Source organism: bacterium (assembly GCA_016703265.1).
GTDB lineage: Bacteria > Krumholzibacteriota > Krumholzibacteriia > LZORAL124-64-63 > LZORAL124-64-63 > CAINDZ01.
The window spans coordinates 63601-81260 of record JADJCK010000014.1 but is presented as its reverse complement, the minus strand read 5'-3'; the positions used below and the strand labels follow the sequence as shown (position 1 = coordinate 81260).

Below are 17660 nucleotides of genomic sequence, written 5' to 3'. Positions count from 1 at the left end.
CGCCCCCCGGGAGGCCCCGATGAGCGAACTCATCCACGACCAGCAGCGCCGCATGGCCCTGCTCAAACACATGATCCTGCAACTGCACGGGGGCGAGGCGCCGGAATCGGTGCGCCCGCAACTGATCCGCCTGCTCGGGCGCGTGCCCTACGACGAGGTGGTGGCCGTCGAGCAGGAACTGATCCGCGAGGGCATGCCCACCGAGGAGATCCTCAAGTTCTGCGACCTGCACAAGCTGGCGCTGAACCCGAGCCTGATGCCGGACGAGGAGCGCGGCGTGCCGGTCGGCCATCCCGTCGACGTGATGCGCGCGGAGAATCGCGCGCTGGGCTGGGAACTCGAGGCTGTGCGCGGGCTCTTCGCGCTGGTGAACGCGACGGATAACAACGTCGAACCCGCCGACCTGCTGCATGACCTTCGCGTGCGCTTCAACGCGTTGATGGATGTCGAGAAGCACTACCTGCGCAAGGAACACCTGCTGTTCCCGTTCCTCGAGAAGCACGGCATCACCGGGCCGCCGACCGTCATGTGGGGCAAGCACGACGAGGCACGGGCGCTGCTGAAGGCGGCCGTCGAGGCGCTGGGAGCTTCCGGTGGCGCCACGGCCATCGAGGCGCGCGCGATGGTGCCCCGGGTGCTCGAACCGGCGGTCGAGGCGATCGCCGGCATGATCGACAAGGAACAGCAGATCCTGCTGCCGATGTGCCTGGACGCGCTGTCGGAGGCCGAATGGGGCGCCATTTCCCGCGGCAGCGCCGATCTCGGCTACTGCCTGGTGGTGCCGGAGGCCGCCTGGCTGCCGGAGGGTATGGAACCCGTCGCGGATGCGGGCGGCGACGGTCGCGTGCGGCTGCCGTCGGGATCGTTCACGACGGCGCAGCTGCAGGCCGTGCTGAACACGATCCCGTTCGACATCACGTTCGTCGACGCCGACGACACCGTGCGCTACTTCAGCGAAGGCAGCGAGCGGATCTTCGCGCGCACGCGCGCCATCATCGGCCGCAAGGTCGAGTACTGCCATCCGCCCAAGAGCGTGGCAATGGTGCAGAAGATCCTCGCCGACTTCCGCGAGGGCCGCGAGACGCACGCGCAGTTCTGGATCGAGCTGGGCGGGAAGTTCCTCTGCATCGAGTACTTCGCGCTGCACGACGAGGCGGGGACCTTCCTCGGTACGCTCGAAGTGAGCCAGAACCTGACCACCAAGCGCGCGCTGACCGGGCAGCAGCGCCTGCTCAACTATGTCGGCACGGGAGGACAGTCATGAATGACAGCACAGGAATGAACGGACAGTACGGCGTTGACGGCGGCCCGAGCTGGCTCATCCAGGTGGAGATAGTCAGCAGCATGGACGCGCGCGCGGCGATCGCAGCCGGGGAGCATCCACTGGCGCAGGTGCTCGCCGCCGTGGCCGCGCTGGCGCCCGGTCAGGCGCACCGGCTGATCACGCCGTTCGTGCCGGCGCCGCTGCTGGACAAGGTGCGGGCGCAGGGCCTGGCGGTGTGGACCGGGGCGGTCGCGCCGGGTGAGTTCCACAGCGTCCTGGCGCGCCTGCCGGGCTGAGCGGCGGCAAACGGGCCCATTGTCATCCGGGTCTGTTCCCTGCGCCGGCAAGCTGCTAAATTGGTCGTTCGGATCTTCGAACCCGGACAGGAATCGAACGACCATGTCCCGCAAGACCGGATTCAGTTCGGCGGCTCTCCTGCTGCCCGCAATCGTGTGCGCGGGCTGCTCGATGGCGCCGCCTCGGGTGGCCGGCGTGGCCGGCACGGCGCCTTCCGCCGATGTGCCGTGGACACCGCCCGCCCGGCAGGCAGCGGGAGCTGCCCCGGCGCAGCCCGACCTGCCCGATCAGGACGCGGTGTCACGGCAGCTCACCGGCCTGACCCTTGCCGGAATCGTCGACATTGCGCTGGCCAACAGTCCCGACACGCGCGCCGCCTGGGCCGAGGCGAAAGCCGCCGCAGCTGCCTACGGTTCCGCCCGCGGCGACTATTTCCCGCAGGTCGACGCCACTGTCGGTTTGGCCCGCGGCAACGGCAGCGGCGGCGACTGGTCCACCACCTACGGTCCCGGCGTCAGTCTCTCGTGGCGACTGCTCGACTTTGGCGGCCGCGGCGGTCGCGTGGAAGCCGCGCAGCAGACGCTGCTGGCGGCCGACTGGACGCACAACGCCGTCATCCAGGACGCCATCTTCACCGTCGAATCGGCCTTCTACCGCTACGCGGGGGCCAAAGCCATCCTCGAGGCCAATCGCGCCTCGTATGCCGAGGCCGAAAGCAGCGTGGTCGCGGCCGAGACGCGCCATGACGTGGGCCTGGCGACCATCGCCGACGTGCTGCAGGCACGCACGGCACGCGCCCAGGCGCAGCTGGACCTGCTGGCGACCGAGGGCCAGGTGCGCATCACGCGCGGCGCGCTGGCCGTGTCGATGGGGTATCCGGCGAACGTGCCCTACGACGTGGAGATCGCGGTACCGGCCATCCCGGTGGCGGGCATCGCGCACGAAGTAGAGACGCTGATTGCGCGCGCCGTCGCTGCGCGACCCGACCTGCAGGCGGCGCAGGCCCGCGCGCAAGCGGCATCGGCCCGCGTGCGGACCGCACGCTCGGACCTGTTGCCCTCGCTGTCGCTCGGCGCTTCGGCCGGCCGCACCTGGACCGACGGGCAGGACGACTACGAAGACCGCTCCGGCGGCTCGCTCGTCGTGAACCTGCCGCTCTTCGGCGGCTTCTCCGGCCGTCATGACCTGGCGCGCGCGCAGGCCGAGGCCGACGCCGCCGGCGAGCGCGCCCGCGCGCTGCGGCAGCAGGTCGTCTACGAGATCTTCGTCGCCCACAGCGATTTCCTGACCGCCGACGAGCGCGTGCGCGCCGTGGCGGAACTGCTGGCCAGCGCCTCGCGTTCAGAGGAGGTGGCCCGCGGCCGCTACCGCGAGGGCGTGGGCAGCATCCTCGACCTGCTCTCGGCGCAGCGCGCGCTGGCCGAGGCGCGGGCCCAGGACGTCAACGCGCGGCTCGGCTGGTTCATCGCCCTGGCGCAGCTGGCGCGCGACGCCGGCGTGCTGGGCCTTCATGGCGACAATCCGCTGGCCCAAGGCAACCCGCATCCCGAGGTCGAACGATGAAGTGGCGCAAGTCTGGAAGCGCATCGGGCCTGGCCGTGCTGCTGGTCGTGGCTGTTGTCACGGGCCTGGGCACGGGGTGCGACAAGGCCGGGGCCGACAAGGCCGTTGCCGACAAGGCCGGGGCGGCGAAGCCCGGCGGCAGCGGGGCCAGAGCCGGCGGAGGGCCCGGTGGTCGCGGCCCGGCGGCGGCGCCGGTCGTCACCGGTCTGGTGAAGGCGCAGCCGGTCGCGGTGCTGGTGGCGGCCGTGGGCACGGTCGAACCGATCGAATCGGTGGCGGTGCGGCCGCAGGTCGGCGGCGTCGTCACCGACGTGGCCTTCACCGAGGGCCAGGACGTGCGCGCCGGGCAGGTGCTCTTCCGCATCGACGCACGACCGCTGCAGGCCGCGCTCGACGCTGCCGAGGCGCAGCTGGCCCGCAACCGCGCGCAGGCCGCCAACGCCGCCGCGCAGGCCGAACGGTACGATCGCCTGGTCGAGAAGGACTATGTCACGCGCGAGCAGGCCGACGCCGCCCGCACGCAGGCCGACGTGTTCGCCGCCTCCGTGCTGGCCGACGAGGCCGCGGTGCGCCAGGCGAAGCTCAACCTGGCCTACGCCACCGTTTCCTCGCCCGTGGCCGGGCGCGCCGGCGCGGCCCTGGTCAAGCTGGGCAACGTCGTGGCCATCGGCGGACCGCCGCTGGTCGTGGTCAACCAGCTCGACCCGATCCGGGTGGCTTTCGCCCTGCCCGGCAGCCGCCTGCCCGAAGTGCGGCGCCACCAGGCCGGCGGCGCCCTCGTCGTGAGGGCAAGGCCGGCGGGCGCGACTGAAGCGGAGGCCGTGAGCGGCCGCCTCGTCTTCGTCGACAACGCCGTGGCCCCGAACACCGGCACGGTGGCGATGAAGGCCGAGTTCGCCAACACCGACCAGGCGCTCTGGCCCGGCCAGTTCGTCGACGTCGAAGTGGAACTCGCGATCGAGCAGGAAGCCCTGACGGTGCCCGCCGCCGCGGTCGTGACCGGCCAGGCCGGGCTGTTCGTGTACGTGGTCGATGCTGAGGCCAAGGCGCAGCGCGTCCCGGTCACCCTGCTGCGCACGGTGGGCGGGCTAAGCGTGGTGGCCGGCGGGCTCAGCGACGGCCAGGCCGTGGTCATCGACGGCCAGATCCGCGTGGTGCCCGGCGGCGCCGTGCAGGTGAAGGACAAGCCGGCGCCGGCGGCACCTGCCCAGGGCAGCGGCAAATGAACGTCTTCATCCACAGGCCGGTGATGACCACGCTGGTGATGATGGCCATCCTCGTGGCCGGAGTCATCGGCTACCGGCAGTTGCCGGTCAGCGACCTGCCCAACGTCGACTTCCCGACCATCTCGGTCTCGGCCAGCCTGCCCGGCGCCAGCCCCGAGACCATGGCCTCGGCCGTGGCCACGCCGCTGGAGAAGCAGTTCTCGACCATCGCCGGCATCGACAACATGACCTCGAGCAGCGCGATGGGCTCGACCAACATCACGATCCAGTTCCACCTCGACCGCGACATCGACGCCGCCGCGCAGGACGTGCAGGCGGCCATTGCCGATGTGCAGCGCCAGTTGCCGCGCGACATGCCCTCGCCGCCCTCGTACCGCAAGGTGAACCCGGCCGACCAGCCGATCCTCTACATCGTGCTGCGTTCACCGACATTGCCCCTGTCGACAGTCGACGAGTACGCGCAGACGACCGTGGCCCGCCGCATCTCGATGGTCAGCGGCGTGGCGCAGGTGCAGGTCTACGGTTCGCAGAAGTACGCCGTGCGCATCCAGCTGGATCCGGGAGAGCTGGCCTCGCGCGGGCTGGGCCTGGACCAGGTCGTGCAGTCGATCCAGTCGAGCAACGTCAACCTGCCGACGGGCACGCTCTACGGCAGCGAACGCAACCTGACGGTGCGGGCCACGGGCCAGTTGAATACGGCCGCGGAATACCGGCCGATCATCGTGGCCTGGCGCGACGGGGCGCCGGTCAGGCTGCAGGAGCTGGGGCGGGTCGTCGACAGCGTGCAGAACGACAAGGCCGCCAGCTGGTTCAAGGGCGAACGCGCGATCATGCTTGCGGTGCAGAGGCAACCGGGCACCAATACCGACGCCGTTTCCCATGCCGTGCGCGACCTGCTGCCCACGTTCCGCGACCAGCTTCCGGCCTCGACCGAACTGGAAGTGATGTTCGACCGCGCCGACCCCATCCGCGAGTCCGTGCACGACGTCAAGCTTACGCTCGGGCTCACTCTGGTGCTGGTCATCCTGGTCATCTTCCTGTTCCTGCGGAACCTCTCGGCGACGATGATCCCGAGCCTGGCGCTGCCCATGTCGATCGTGGGCACGTTCCCGATCATGTCTGCACTCGGCTACAATCTCGACAATATCTCGCTGATGGCCCTGACCCTGTCGGTGGGCTTCGTCGTCGACGACGCCATCGTCATGCTCGAGAACATCTACCGGCACATGGAGATGGGCAAGCCGCCGCTGCAGGCGGCGCGCGACGGGGCCAGGGAAGTCAGCTTCACCATCGTCTCGATGACGTTGTCGCTGGCCGCGGTGTTCATCCCCATCCTGTTCATGGGCGGCATCATGGGGCGGCTGTTCCAGGAGTTCGCCGTGGTCATCATGGTGGCCATCCTGGTCTCGGGCTTCGTGTCGCTCTCGCTCACCCCGATGATGTGCAGCCGCTTCCTCAAGCCGCACCACATGAAGCACAACCGCTTCTACGACGGCATCGAGCGCGTGTGGGTGGTCGGTCTCGCGTTCTACGAGCGCACCCTGGCCATCGCGATGCGCCGCAAGAGCGCCACCCTCCTGCTGTCGGCGGCCATCTTCGCCGGCACGCTGGTGCTGTTCCGGGTGGTGCCCAAGGGCTTCATCCCCTCGGCCGACACCGGCTTCCTGAACGGCACCACCGAGGGCGCCGAGGGGCTCTCGTTCGAGTCGATGAAGGAACACCAGCAGGCAGCCGCGGCCGTCCTGGCGAAGGACCCGAACGTGGATGTCTTCATGTCCAGCGTGGGCGCGGGCGGCCCCACCTCGTCGGGGAACCAGGGCCGCTTCTTCGTGCGCCTGAAGCCGCGCGACGAGCGGCCGCTGGGCGCCGACGATGTCGTGGCCAGCCTGCGCCGCGAGTTGGCCAAGGTGCCCGGCCTGAAGGTGTTCCTGAATAACCCGCCGGCCATCAACATCGGCGCCCGCTTCGCCTCGGGCCTCTACCAGTTCACGATGCAGTCCTCCGACCTGGACGCGCTCTACGCCTCGGCGCCGAAACTGGAGGCACGCCTGCGGCAGGAACCGAAGCTGCGCGACATCAACAGCGACCTGCGCGTGAGCAACCCGGAGATCAACGTCGTGATCGACCGCGACCGCGCCGCTTCGCTCGGGGTGACACCGCAGGTCATCGAGGAGACACTCTACTCGGCCTTCGGCACGCGGCAGGTGACCACCATCCTGGCGCCGGACAACCAGTACAACGTGCTGCTGGAACTGCTGCCCGAGGCGCAGCGCGACCCGTCGGCGCTCGAGAAGCTCTACGTGCGCGCGAGCGGCGGACAGCTGGTGCCGCTGGGCGCCGTGGCGCGGCTGGAGCCGGGAGTGGGGCCGTTGACGGTCAACCACGCCGGGCAGTTGCCGGCGGTCACGGTGTCGTTCAACCTGGGTGAGGGCGTGGCGCTGAGCGAGGCCGTCGAGATCGTGAACCGGGCCGCGCTCGAGACGCTCCCGGCCGGGATCACCACCAGCTTCGCTGGCACGGCGCAGGCCTTCAAGGCCTCCCAGTCGGGCCTGTTGACGATGCTGGTGCTGGCCATCCTCGTGATCTACATGATCCTCGGCATCCTCTATGAGAGCTTCGTGCACCCGATCACCATCCTGACCGGATTGCCCTTCGCCCTGTTCGGCGCGCTGCTGACGCTGCTCATCTTCCGGGTGGAACTCGACATGTTCAGCTTCGTCGGCCTGATCATGCTCATCGGCGTGGTGAAGAAGAACGCCATCATGATGATCGACTTCGCCATCGACGCGCGGCGCGAGGGGCTGGGTGCCGAGGAGGCCATCGTCAAGGCCTGCAGCATCCGTTTCCGGCCCATCATGATGACGACGATGGCGGCGCTCATGGGCACGCTGCCCATCGCCCTGGGCATGGGTGCCGGCGCCGAGGCGCGGCAGCCGCTGGGCCTGACGGTGGTGGGTGGCCTGCTGTTCTCGCAGTTGATCACGCTGTACGTGACGCCGGTGTTCTTCACGTACCTGGACCGGCTGCAGGTGTGGCTGGGGCGGGGTCGGAAGCGGGCCGAAGCCTGACCGCCGGGCGCACCCGGGAAAGGCGCCGCTTGCCGCCGATTTCAGGCTGTGGTATGAGGTTGGAGCCACGACGGTGCTTCCCGCCGCGGCGAAAGGCGGCACCATGAGTCGGATCGTGATTCTCGGCGCCGGTGTGTCGGGGCACACCGCCGGGGCCTTCGCCCGCCATTGGCTGGGACGCGAGCACGACGTGGTCGTGGTCTCGCCGCGCCCGGACTACAACTGGATCCCCTCGAACATCTGGGTCGGCGTCGGGCTGATGAAGCCGGCGCAGGTCGTCTTCCCGCTGGCGCCGGTCTACGCGCGCGCGGGCATCGAGTTCGTGCAGGCGCGGGCCGTGGCGCTGCATCCGGAGGGCGGTGTCGACGATGCGCGCCCCTATGTGGTCGTGGAATCGACCGCCGGGGCCGAGCCGTCGCGTTCGGAGATCCGCTACGACTACCTGATCAACGCCACCGGCCCGAAGCTCAATTTCGGCGCCACGCCGGGCCTGGGGCCGGCGGGGCACAGCCTTTCGGTGTGCACCCCTGACCATGCCGCGGCGGCGGCGCAGGCCCTGTCCGTGGCGGTCGAGCGCATGCGCCGCGGCGAGCGGCAACGCTTCCTGGTGGGCACGGGCCATGGCGGCTGCACCTGCCAGGGCGCCGCCTTTGAGTACATCGTCAACCTGGAATTCGAGCTGCGGGCGCGCGGAGTGCGCGACAAGGCCGACATCACCTGGATCTCGAACGAGTACGAGATGGGCGATTTCGGCATGGGCGGCATGCACGTGCAACGCGGCGGCTACATCACGCCCAGCAAGATCTTCACCGAGTCGCTGTTCGCCGAGCGCGGCCTGCGCTGGCTGACCCGCGCGCATGTGCGCCAGGTCGAGCCGGGCCGGGCCCACTACGTGACGCTCGAGGGCGAGGAACGCACGCAGGAGTTCGATCTGGCGATGCTGCTGCCCCCGTTCGCGGGGGTCGGCCTGCAGGCCTTCGATCGCATGGGCGCCGACATCACCTCGGGCGTGTTCATGCCGAGCGGCTTCATGCGGGTGGACGGCGACTACGCGCCGAAGCCGTACGAGCAGTGGTCGGCGCGCGACTGGCCGCGGACCTACCAGTCGCCTGCCTACCCGAACCTGTTCGCGGCGGGCATCGCCTTCGCGCCGCCGCACGCCATCTCGCGGCCGCGGCAGAATCCGCAGGGCGTGGCGATCACGCCGGCGCCGCCGCGGACCGGCATGCCGTCGGCGATGATCGGCAAGGCCGTGGCGCGCAACATCTGCGACCTGGTCGGGGGTGCGACCACGCCCCGGCACACGGCATCCATGGCCGAGATGGGGGCTGCCTGCGTCGCCTCGGCTGGCGCCAACCCGTTCACGGGAACCGCGGCCGCCATGACGGTGTTTCCCATAGTTCCCGACTTCGAGAAGTACCCCGAGTACGGCCGCGACCTGGACCTGACGTTCGGCGAGATCGGGCTGGCCGGTCACTGGATCAAGATCATCCTGCACCACATGTTCCTGTACAAGGCGCGGTTGCTGCCCGGCTGGCGCCTCATCCCGGAGTAGGAGTCATGAACAGTACCGACCAGCGGGCGCGAGATGAACACCTCAATGAGGCGTTCTACGCCACCAAGCCCACACGCTCGACCGTCTTCCTGCGCACTTTCCTGCCGTGGCAGTTCTGGCGCTTCGCGGAGATCAACCTGCGGATGATCCGCATCATCGGCAAGAGCCACGGGAAGCACGGATGAGCAGCGGTCGCCTGCCCGGCACCTGAAGAAGCGCGCCGCCGTTCATCGCCGGCCGCCCGGCGGCCTACCGGCGCGTGGAGCCTTTCGCGACCCAGCCCACGGCGAAGATCAATGCCCGCACCGCGATCACGACCAGCAGCGCCGTGACGAGGATCTTCCAGAACGGGCCGTAACGGGGATGCGCCCGCGTCTGGACCGTGCGACCGAACTGGTCGACGACGGTGTAGCTCTTGGCGTGTGCCATCAGCAGGGCCAGCGGTACGCAGAGGGCGCCCAGCACCACGAAGAGCCGGTCCAGCCGGCTGGTCAGGTGTTCGCGAAGCCAGTCCATCCCCGGTGCCTCCTTTGGCGGGTCGGCTCGTGATCCGTCCGGGTCACGCGCCCGCCAGACTAGCACCGGTGACGCGGGAATGCCGCGCCCATTTTCGCGTCTTCCGCTCCCGATTTGCCCGCGGCCGTCGCTCGGGCTATTCTGGGGGCCTTCCAACCGATCACGTGAGGGGCCGCCGGGCCGGAGCTGCGGGATGCAGCGCGGTCGGCGGCGTTATCCGGGGGTGGGTCCATGTTCCGTCATTCGTTCGTGCTGACTGCCGTTGTTTCCCTGGCGCTGTGCGCTGTGGCGTTGCCGGCCGCCGCCCAGTCCGATCCCGCGCCCGCCGCCGTCGACTCGTTGTCGGCGCCGGTCGACCTGCCGGCGCCGCCGGTGTCGGTGACGCCTGCGCCGGAGCCCGAGCCGATGGCTGCTCCCGTGGCTGCCCCCGCGGCGAGTCCCTGGCCGGAGTCGGCCGTCGCGGTCCCGACCGCCACGGCGCCGCTGTTCAATGCGACCGCCGACACGCTGACGGTGCTGGTGGACTACCGCGCCGAGGCCGAGATCCAGCGCGACCTGCAGAACGCGGTCGCCGAGAAGGCCCAGGCCGAGCGTCGCACCGAGCGGGCGCGCATGCTGGCGAAGCTGGCCGAGTCGCGCATCGAGATCAAGGTGAGCGAGATCAAGGCGCTGGAAGCCGAGATCGGTTTTGCCAAGACGGAGAAGAACGAGGGCAAGCGCACCGAGCTGGAAGCCCGCAAGAAGTACGCCGGCAGCGAGAAGCAGCTGCTGGAGAAGCGGCGCGACCTGCGCCAGCGTGAGATCGAGACCGCCCGTGCGGTGCGGGCCTACCACGAGGCGACCGAGAAGGCCTGCCGCCTGGAGATGGACCTCGCGGTCAATCGCCGCGAACGGGCGTCCATTACCAGCACGGTCGACCCGGGCGCGGCCCGCGAATTCAATCGCCTGCAGGCCGAGATCACGAAGCTGGAAGGCCGCGTGCTCGAGGCCCAGGTCGAGCAGGCCGGCAAGCGCAAGGACCTGGCCGACCAGGAAGTGCAGCTGGGCAAGGTGCGCAAGGCCGTCTTCGAGTCGCAGCTGAAGGTGACCCAGGGCGGGCGCTGAGCCCCGGCGGCATCGCGAAGAGTGGAATGAAGAGACTGGAACGAAGTGAGCGGCCGCCGGGCCCGATACCCGGCGGCCGCTCTGTCTTTCCGGCTCCCCGATCGGACAGGCCTCAGGGAGCCTCGGCCGCCGACCGCAGCAGGGCCTTGAGTTCCGCGTAGTTTCCCGGCTGGGAAAGGTCGTGGTCTGTCAGGTTGTAGACGGACACCTTCCGGTTCGAGCCGTCCAGGATGATGACGTCGCGATACGTGATGTCCCAGGGCGACCAGATGAGCTGTTGGGCGGTCTCCTGCAGCCATGGCAGGTCCTTGCCGACGCAGGCGGCGGCATTGCCGCTTTCGTAGCCGACCTGGTTGACGCCGAGGATCTGGACGTTGTCGGCCCAGCCTTCGCCCCTGATCTCGTCCTGCAATATGTCGAGGTAGCCGAACTGGCTAACACAGTAGCCTCAGGTGGCGTGCCCGAAATACCAGGCCGAGACCTTCTGCAGGTAGTCGCGCGGTGAGACAACCTGCGCGCCGGTCGGCGAGGCCGGGTTCACGTCGAGGACCGCGAAATCGGGCACGGCGGAGGTACCCGGCACGGCCGGGTCGTCGTCGCCGCAGGCGGTGGCCATGACGGCCAGCGCGATCAGCGGCAAGAGGCGAGTGAGGAACTTCCGGTTCAAGCGCACGCTCCTTGTCTGTGCAACCCGATCGAGCACGGTCCAATGGGGCACAACCTAGTCCCGGTTCGCGCCGCGCACCATACGCTTGCGCCGGCGATGCCGCCACAGGCCCGCTTCCACCAGGCGCCGCGTGAAACCGATGTGACCTTCGGGGTCCTGGGCCAGGCACATGTCCGCGCCACCGAACCCGTCGGGCGGGAAATAGATCCCGCAGTTGGCATTGATCTCGAGCATCCAGGGCGTGCCTTCGCTGTCCACCCGGATGTCGCAGCGGCCGAAGCCGGCGCCCTTGAGCGCGACGAACAACCTGGCCGATTCGTCCTGCAGCCGCCGCGCCAGCTTGCGGTCGGTGACCGGGCCCGACGACATCCGGTCGTAGTCGACCCACTTCATCTTCTCGTGCTTGAAAGTCTCGCCCTCGGGGAAACTGTACTGGACGGGCGGGTAGGAGCGCGGCCGCTCCGGGCGGCCCGGCACCTCGGCCACCAGGACCGTGCACTCGGTGCCCTCGATGAACTCCTCGATGAGCGCGGCGCCGTGCCGCGTGATCATCTTGCGGGCCTGGCGGCGCAAGCCGGCTTCGCTCGCCACGCGCGAGGCGCGGCTCAGGTCCACGCTGGCATAGCTGCTGTGGTGCTTGACGATCAGCGGGTAGCGCAGTCTGGCCGCGGCGCGCTCGACGTCACGCTCGGTGCGCGCCAGCACATGGGCCGGCGTGGCGATGCCCAGTTCGCGGCAGACGCGCTTCATCGTCACCCGCGACGGTTCGTAGAACTCGGAGGTGGCGCCGGTGAACGGCAGGTTCAGGCGCTCGAGCGCCCGCACCACTTCGATGCCCGGTACGTTGCACTCGGGCGTGCCGTCGCAGAGGTTGAAGAACACGTCGAAGCCCTCGCGGGCCAGGCGACGGATGGCCTGCACCGAGGTTTCCTTCTCCAGCGTCTCCACGTGCCAGGTTGCATCCGGCAGGTACGGCCGCGGGTCGCATGGCCAGTCATCGGCGGGAAACGGCGTAGTCTCCAGGTCTTGGGGAGTCAGCAGGCAGATGCGCACGTGAGGGCGGCCTTTCACGGCTGGGAGGTCAGTCAAGGGCGGGTGCGACGTTCCGGAACCTGGGCTCGGACGTCCTGCCGCCCGCGGCCACGTCACGACCGCTCGAGCGTGAACGATAGCATAGTGGGCACGGTCCCGTCGAGGATGTCTGCAGTGACCGATGAAGAGAAGCCGGCCGTGCTCTCGCGAACACGGCCGGCCTTGCCGGATCCCGGTTGCAGGTGCGGTCAGCGGACCAGGGCCAGCTTGCGAACCAGGGTCGTGGTGCCGGGACTTTCCGCGCGCAGGAAATAGATGCCGCTGGCCACGCCGCGCCCCGCATCGTCCTGCCCGTCCCACACCACGGTGCGCCAGCCGGCGTCCACGCGACCCGAATACAGCGTGCGCACACGGTGGCCCCGCACGTCGTGGACGGCCAGGGTCACCGCGCGCGTGGAATCCAGGTACATCTGCACCGACACCGACGGATTGAACGGATTCGGGTAGGGCAGCCCGAGGGCAAGCGGCGCCGAAGGGATCTCGCGTCCATCCACGGCCGAGACGCCCGGTGACGACAGGGTCCCGTCGCGCTTCATGTTGCCCTTGTAGGTCGGCCAGTACGCCACCAACGGGCTGTGCGCGAACGGCAGGTCCCAGACATGGCAGCGGAAATCCCAGCCGGCGTAGACCAGGTCCACGTCCAGGTCGCCGTCCAGGTCGGTCACCACCGGCGACGTGCGCACCGGCCCGCTCAACGTGATCGGGAAGCCGTTCATCAGCAGGCCGTTCGCGTGGTAGGCGTACAGGTTGTAGGGGGCGCCGATGTCGCCGCCGCCGATGCCCTGGATGATCTCAGGCACGCCGTCGCCGTCCAGGTCGCCGACGACAGGGCTTGCTTCCGAGGACCCGGGCAGGTCCACCGGCCAGCCGGACTTGACCAGGCCCGACGTGCCGTCGCTGGTCTTCGTGCTGAGGACCACCAGCTTCGCACTGAGGCCCGTGGAATTCGGCGTGTAGATGATCTCGAGCCAGCCGTCGCCGTCCAGGTCGGCGAGCGCCGGGCTGTTCACCCATTCGCCGCTCGCGTTGTACGGCATCAGGCGCGGGTAGCCGGGATAGTCCGTGCCGTCGTGCTTCACGGCGTAGACATAGCGCCAGTTGTCGTAGAAGACGAGCTCCGGCCGGCCGTCGCGGTCCAGGTCGCCGCACGCGATATCGGAATGGACCGAGCCGTTGACCACCCGCGGGAATCCGGGCGGAAACGCGCCGTCGTGACGCAGGGCCATCAGCCGCTTCTGGCCGCTCGCGTCGTTCTTGGTGCCGAAGACGATCTCCCTGGCGCCGTCATCGTCCAGGTCGACCAGCGTCGGCCCGCTGCGCGACCATTCCCAGGTGGCGCCCGGCCGGATGTAGAGGACACCGTTCGTGGCGGGATCGGTGTCGCCGTCGAGGACCTCGCTGCCGTCCACGTTCCAGGCCCAGACGACGCCGTTGAGGGTGTTGACCACGATCTCGGGCTGGTGGTCGCCGTCAATGTCGCCGATCGCCGGGGCTGCCCAGTTGAAGGGGTTGCCGGCGGTGCCCGTCAACGCGCGCGGCCAGCCCGGCAGTTCGCTGCCGTCGGCCTTGAAGATGTGCACCTTGGCCTCGGGGCTGCGCTGGCTGACGATGAACTCCTGGCCCGGCACGCCGTCCAGTTCGCCCATGGCCACGGCCGACAACTCCGCCAGCGCTCCAATGGGGAAGTTCGAGAACTGGCCCAGCGTGAGGGCCTGGCCGTCGCCGTCCCGCAACTCGGTGCCGTCGTGGTGCCAGGCCCAGACCTGGCTGCTGGCGAGTACCACTTCCGACCCGCCGACACCGTCGACATCGCCCACGGCCAGCGGGCCGCTCGTCTCGCCGTTGAAGGCGGCGGGGAAGCCATCCATCTCGCCCGGTGCCGTCGACAGGCTGATCACCGTCGAGGCAGGGCCGGGCACACGCGTCGAATCCACGGCCACCACGCGGTAGTGGAAGGGTGTCAGCAGGGGCAGGCCGGTGTCGGTGAAGGTGCAGACGCCGGCCACCACATCCGGATTGACGCGCGTCCAGGGGCCCGACGCGGCATTCGCGCGGTAGACGTTGTACCCGTAGACCACCGGTCCGGTCGGGGGATCCCAGGTCAGCGCGATCGTGTCGGGTCCCAGTTCGGTCGTGGCCTCGAGGTCGGTCGGCACTGCCGGACGGCGAAGGGTGAAGTCGTGCCGCATCTGGCGTCCGTACCCATCCTGGATGAGCAGCCACGCCGAACCGTCCTGGGCGGTGTCGGCCAGCGCCAGCGAGAAGGGTGCGCCGGCCGTGCCGTGCCCGAGCAGCCCCAGCGAGGTCCACGTGGCCAGCGTGTCGTGCAGGACCACGTTCGGGCTGGCCGTCCGCAGCCGGCCGGTCAGCGTTCCCGAGGCGCCGGCGCCGAAATTCTTCACGTCGACGGTGACGGCCACCCGTTCGCCGTTCTCGACGATGCCGTTGCCGTTGCCCCAGGCCGTGTCCTGCCAGTCGAGCGTGTCGACCTCGGGCTCGGGTGCGTTCAGCGGGATCGTGATCTCCGAGAACCAGTGGGTCGCGCCCGACCACACATCCGAGCGGAACAGAATCGGGTGCCCATCGGGAAGGCTGCTGGCGAAATCGACGAGGATCGGCGCCGTGGTCGCCGTCGTCGCACCTGCCGCGGCATTGCTCATCGCGGCACTGGCCGTCACCACGGTCACTCCCGGCGTGGTGGTCGTCAGCGCGCCACGCAGGCTCGTGGCGGATGAGGTGCCCGAATTCACGTACGTTGGCGTGAAGGCGATGCGCTCCCCGGCGTCGATGACGCCGTTGCCGTTGCCGATGCTGCCACCCGTGCCGTTGTCTGCCAGGGGCAGGCCGGTGATCTTCAGGTAGCGGGTGCTCAGGGTCACGGGGATGGAGCGGGAGTGCGCGGCCAGGTCGCGGCCGGTCACCTTCAGAACGGCCGTGCCGGCGCTGGGCGCCAGGAAGGCCAGCGTGACCTGTCCGGCGGCATTGGTCGTGCCCCAGACCAGTTCCTCGCCGGCCTTGGCCAGGCAAACCTGCGCGCCGGCCACCGGGGTGCCGCCCGATGTCACGGTCACGGCCACGTTCCTCTGGCCGGCGGCGATGCTCGCCGGCGCCGTCACGGTGATGGCCTTCGGTGCGGCGCTCCACAACGCCAGGGCGGGATCGCCCAGCAGCGTGTAGTTCTCGTATGTCCAGCGATCAAGGTAGTTGTCCACGGTCGCCGCCAGGAACGGCAGGCGGCTCAGGGCCATCAGGCGCCCCACACGATACTCGCCGAGGCAGTACATCTGCGAGAAGAATTCCTGCTGGTAGTAGTTCGCCGCGGTGGGAAAGGCTTCGCGTACGGAGCCGAGCGCGCAGACGGCGCCGCCATTCGGGTTCTGCAGGAAGCGTTCCATCAGGCAGCTGTTGTCGAAGGCTGCCGAGGCGCAGTTCAGCCCGAACAGGAGGAACTGGTGGTCGCCGTTCGTCAGGTTGTCGGCGTCGGTGGTCATGAAATCGGCATCGCCCACCGACATGTTGAAGAAGTACCCGTGCCCGATCTGGTTGACCACGCCGTAGTGCCCGGTGTTGAGGGAGTCGATCAGGGTGGCGCGCGTCAGCGGCAGGTCGCGGGGGAACAGGGCGTCGGTCTCGTACATCCGGAGGGTTTCCATGTCCGTGCACGGACCGACAAGGTTGTTCACCTGCTCGTCAGCGAAGCTGGCGCCGTCCATGAAGATCGTCGTCCCCGGGGTGTAGGTCTCGGGGAACAGCACCTCGGCCGCGAACAGCACCCGGTTCGTCCACGCGGCGCCGGCCGCCTGCGATTCGTAGTTGATGACCTTCTGCACGAAGAGGTCTGCCTCTGTCGTGTTGTCGACCGGGGCGCGGCCCAGGTAGACCTCCTCGGCGAAATCGACCAGATCGCCCGGATTCTCGTAGCGCGCCGGCTGCCCGAAGTTCGCATCGGGGTCGGCATTCCAGTTGCCGTCGAGGCAGGCGAAATAGAGGTCGCAGGGGATTGCCGTGTACCTGTTCGGGGGATACAGGCTGTTGTAGATGATGCGCGGGGGAATGACCTCCGAATCGCCGCCCAGCAGTACGTACTGCACGCCCCATTTCTCGTAGGCGTCGCGGATGTAGAGACGGATGGTCTCCTGGATGTCGGAGCCGTTGCGGAAATTCGCGGCGATGTACTCGCGGGTGGCCACGACCGTCGGCATGCCCCGCGCGGTGCGGTAGTCGGCCAGCACCTGGAAAGAGGGGGCCAGCGCCGCGTTCGTGATGATCAGGCAGGTCACGGGGCTGCCGGACAGGCTCGGCGTCTTGTCGGGCTGGAAGCCGCCGGCCGGCACGGCCACGTCGGCGCCGTCCTGGCGCGCGATCAGCGGCAATGCGTCGGCGTTGTCGACCAGCTGCTCCAACGTGCGACGGGCTTCCTCGGCCTCGCCAGGCACCCGACGTTCGCGCACGGCGCGTTCCTGTCGGCCGCCATCCGCACCGTAGGACACCCGCACGGCATAGGCATCCAGGAACTCGCACGCAGTCGCATCATCGCCGGCCAGCGGCCGCAGCGGCGCCACGGTCACGGTCACCAGCTGGTAGCCCCGCCACCACTGAACGGAATGGGCCACGGCCCAGTCCGTCGCGGGTCCGGCATCGCCGGTGGCCAGCTTCCCGCCCCGCGTGGTGAACACATCGCCTGCGACCGCCAGGCGGTCCGGGGCCTTCACCGGGTGCGTGGCGATGGGCTCGATGCTGATGCTCTCGACGCTCCGGTCGGCAGGCACCACCAGCAGATGGTGCCGTACCGGGATCAGCAGCCGGCCCGGCTCCGGCAGCAGGCGTGTGTCCGGCAGTTCGACGGCTACGCCGCCGTTCGTGTCCGGCCGCCAGGCCAGTCGGGCGATGTCGAATCCGGATTCGTGGATGACGGCGCCGGCAGGCGACGATGCGGCCCATGCCGGAACGGTGGAGGCGGCCCACATCAGGGCGGCTCCGAATATCGCCAACAGGGAACGAATGCCAGGGGCGCGGCTGAACATGCATGGCCTCCGGTGCGGGGTGATGGAGCGTGGCGTGAGCGTGTACCTTACGCTGCGGGGCGCGTCCGTGCGCTCCGGTTGCCTCGACAAAGGGTACCACATTTCGAATCGGTCCGGCAAAGGACCTGCCCTGCGCGGCCGCCCGCATCGCCATGCCTGCGGCCTGATAATGCGCCTTCATTCGCGAGCCACCCGCGCACCCAACTCAACTGCTGGCTGCACACGGCCTTGGCTGTCCCGTCGCCGGCGGGCGAGGGGCCTCGAACACCGTTCGGGCAGCCCCG

General features: G+C 69.2%; 13 protein-coding genes. 8 read left to right on the top strand and 5 right to left on the bottom strand.

Annotated features, from left to right (window positions below; translation table 11 throughout):
* The first annotated feature begins 19 nt into the window (after positions 1 to 19).
* The 7 genes from IPG61_19200 to IPG61_19170 all read left to right on the top strand — a co-directional run bounded on the left by IPG61_19200 (position 20) and on the right by IPG61_19170 (position 9158).
* The gene (locus IPG61_19200) at positions 20 to 1264 is read left to right on the top strand and encodes a DUF438 domain-containing protein (protein ID MBK6736151.1); all 1245 of its coding nucleotides are present in this window, start codon (positions 20 to 22) and stop codon (positions 1262 to 1264) included.
* Positions 1261 to 1560, top strand: coding sequence for a DUF2249 domain-containing protein (locus tag IPG61_19195; GenBank protein ID MBK6736150.1), 300 nt, complete (start codon positions 1261 to 1263; stop codon positions 1558 to 1560). The genes IPG61_19200 and IPG61_19195 overlap by 4 nt, the downstream gene beginning before the upstream one ends.
* Positions 1561 to 1663: 103 nt before the next feature.
* Positions 1664 to 3124: a TolC family protein gene (locus IPG61_19190; GenBank protein MBK6736149.1), complete on the top strand. Its 1461-nt coding sequence runs from the start codon at positions 1664 to 1666 to the stop codon at positions 3122 to 3124.
* On the top strand, positions 3121 to 4350 hold the full coding sequence (locus tag IPG61_19185; GenBank protein ID MBK6736148.1) for an efflux RND transporter periplasmic adaptor subunit: 1230 nt from the start codon (positions 3121 to 3123) through the stop codon (positions 4348 to 4350). Before IPG61_19190 ends, IPG61_19185 begins: the two co-directional genes overlap by 4 nt.
* On the top strand, positions 4347 to 7418 hold the full coding sequence (locus IPG61_19180; GenBank protein MBK6736147.1) for an efflux RND transporter permease subunit: 3072 nt from the start codon (positions 4347 to 4349) through the stop codon (positions 7416 to 7418). Before IPG61_19185 ends, IPG61_19180 begins: the two co-directional genes overlap by 4 nt.
* A gap of 103 nt (positions 7419 to 7521) precedes the next feature.
* Complete coding sequence (locus IPG61_19175) at positions 7522 to 8973, top strand: FAD-dependent oxidoreductase (GenBank protein MBK6736146.1); 1452 nt, start codon at positions 7522 to 7524, stop codon at positions 8971 to 8973.
* Between the two features lie 5 nt (positions 8974 to 8978).
* Positions 8979 to 9158, top strand: a complete 180-nt coding sequence (locus tag IPG61_19170; GenBank protein MBK6736145.1) for a hypothetical protein — start codon at positions 8979 to 8981, stop codon at positions 9156 to 9158.
* A gap of 64 nt (positions 9159 to 9222) precedes the next feature.
* Here the strand turns inward: IPG61_19170 and IPG61_19165 are convergent, their stop codons facing one another.
* Positions 9223 to 9489, bottom strand: coding sequence for a hypothetical protein (locus IPG61_19165; GenBank protein ID MBK6736144.1), 267 nt, complete (start codon positions 9487 to 9489; stop codon positions 9223 to 9225).
* Positions 9490 to 9720: 231 nt separating this feature from the next.
* Between IPG61_19165 and IPG61_19160 the strand changes: the two genes are divergently transcribed.
* Positions 9721 to 10593 carry a hypothetical protein gene (locus tag IPG61_19160; GenBank protein MBK6736143.1) on the top strand — a complete coding sequence of 291 codons (873 nt, stop codon included), beginning with the start codon at positions 9721 to 9723 and terminating at the stop codon, positions 10591 to 10593.
* A 112-nt stretch (positions 10594 to 10705) separates the two neighbouring features.
* Here the strand turns inward: IPG61_19160 and IPG61_19155 are convergent, their stop codons facing one another.
* The 4 genes from IPG61_19155 to IPG61_19140 form a co-directional block, all read right to left on the bottom strand.
* Positions 10706 to 11005, bottom strand: coding sequence for a hypothetical protein (locus tag IPG61_19155; protein MBK6736142.1), 300 nt, complete (start codon positions 11003 to 11005; stop codon positions 10706 to 10708).
* 36 nt (positions 11006 to 11041) lie between these two features.
* Complete coding sequence (locus IPG61_19150) at positions 11042 to 11260, bottom strand: hypothetical protein (GenBank protein ID MBK6736141.1); 219 nt, start codon at positions 11258 to 11260, stop codon at positions 11042 to 11044.
* Positions 11261 to 11314: 54 nt separating this feature from the next.
* Positions 11315 to 12313, bottom strand: coding sequence for a D-alanine--D-alanine ligase (locus tag IPG61_19145; GenBank protein MBK6736140.1), 999 nt, complete (start codon positions 12311 to 12313; stop codon positions 11315 to 11317).
* 227 nt (positions 12314 to 12540) lie between these two features.
* On the bottom strand, positions 12541 to 17319 hold the full coding sequence (locus IPG61_19140; protein MBK6736139.1) for a VCBS repeat-containing protein: 4779 nt from the start codon (positions 17317 to 17319) through the stop codon (positions 12541 to 12543).
* Between the last annotated feature and the right edge of the window lie 341 nt (positions 17320 to 17660).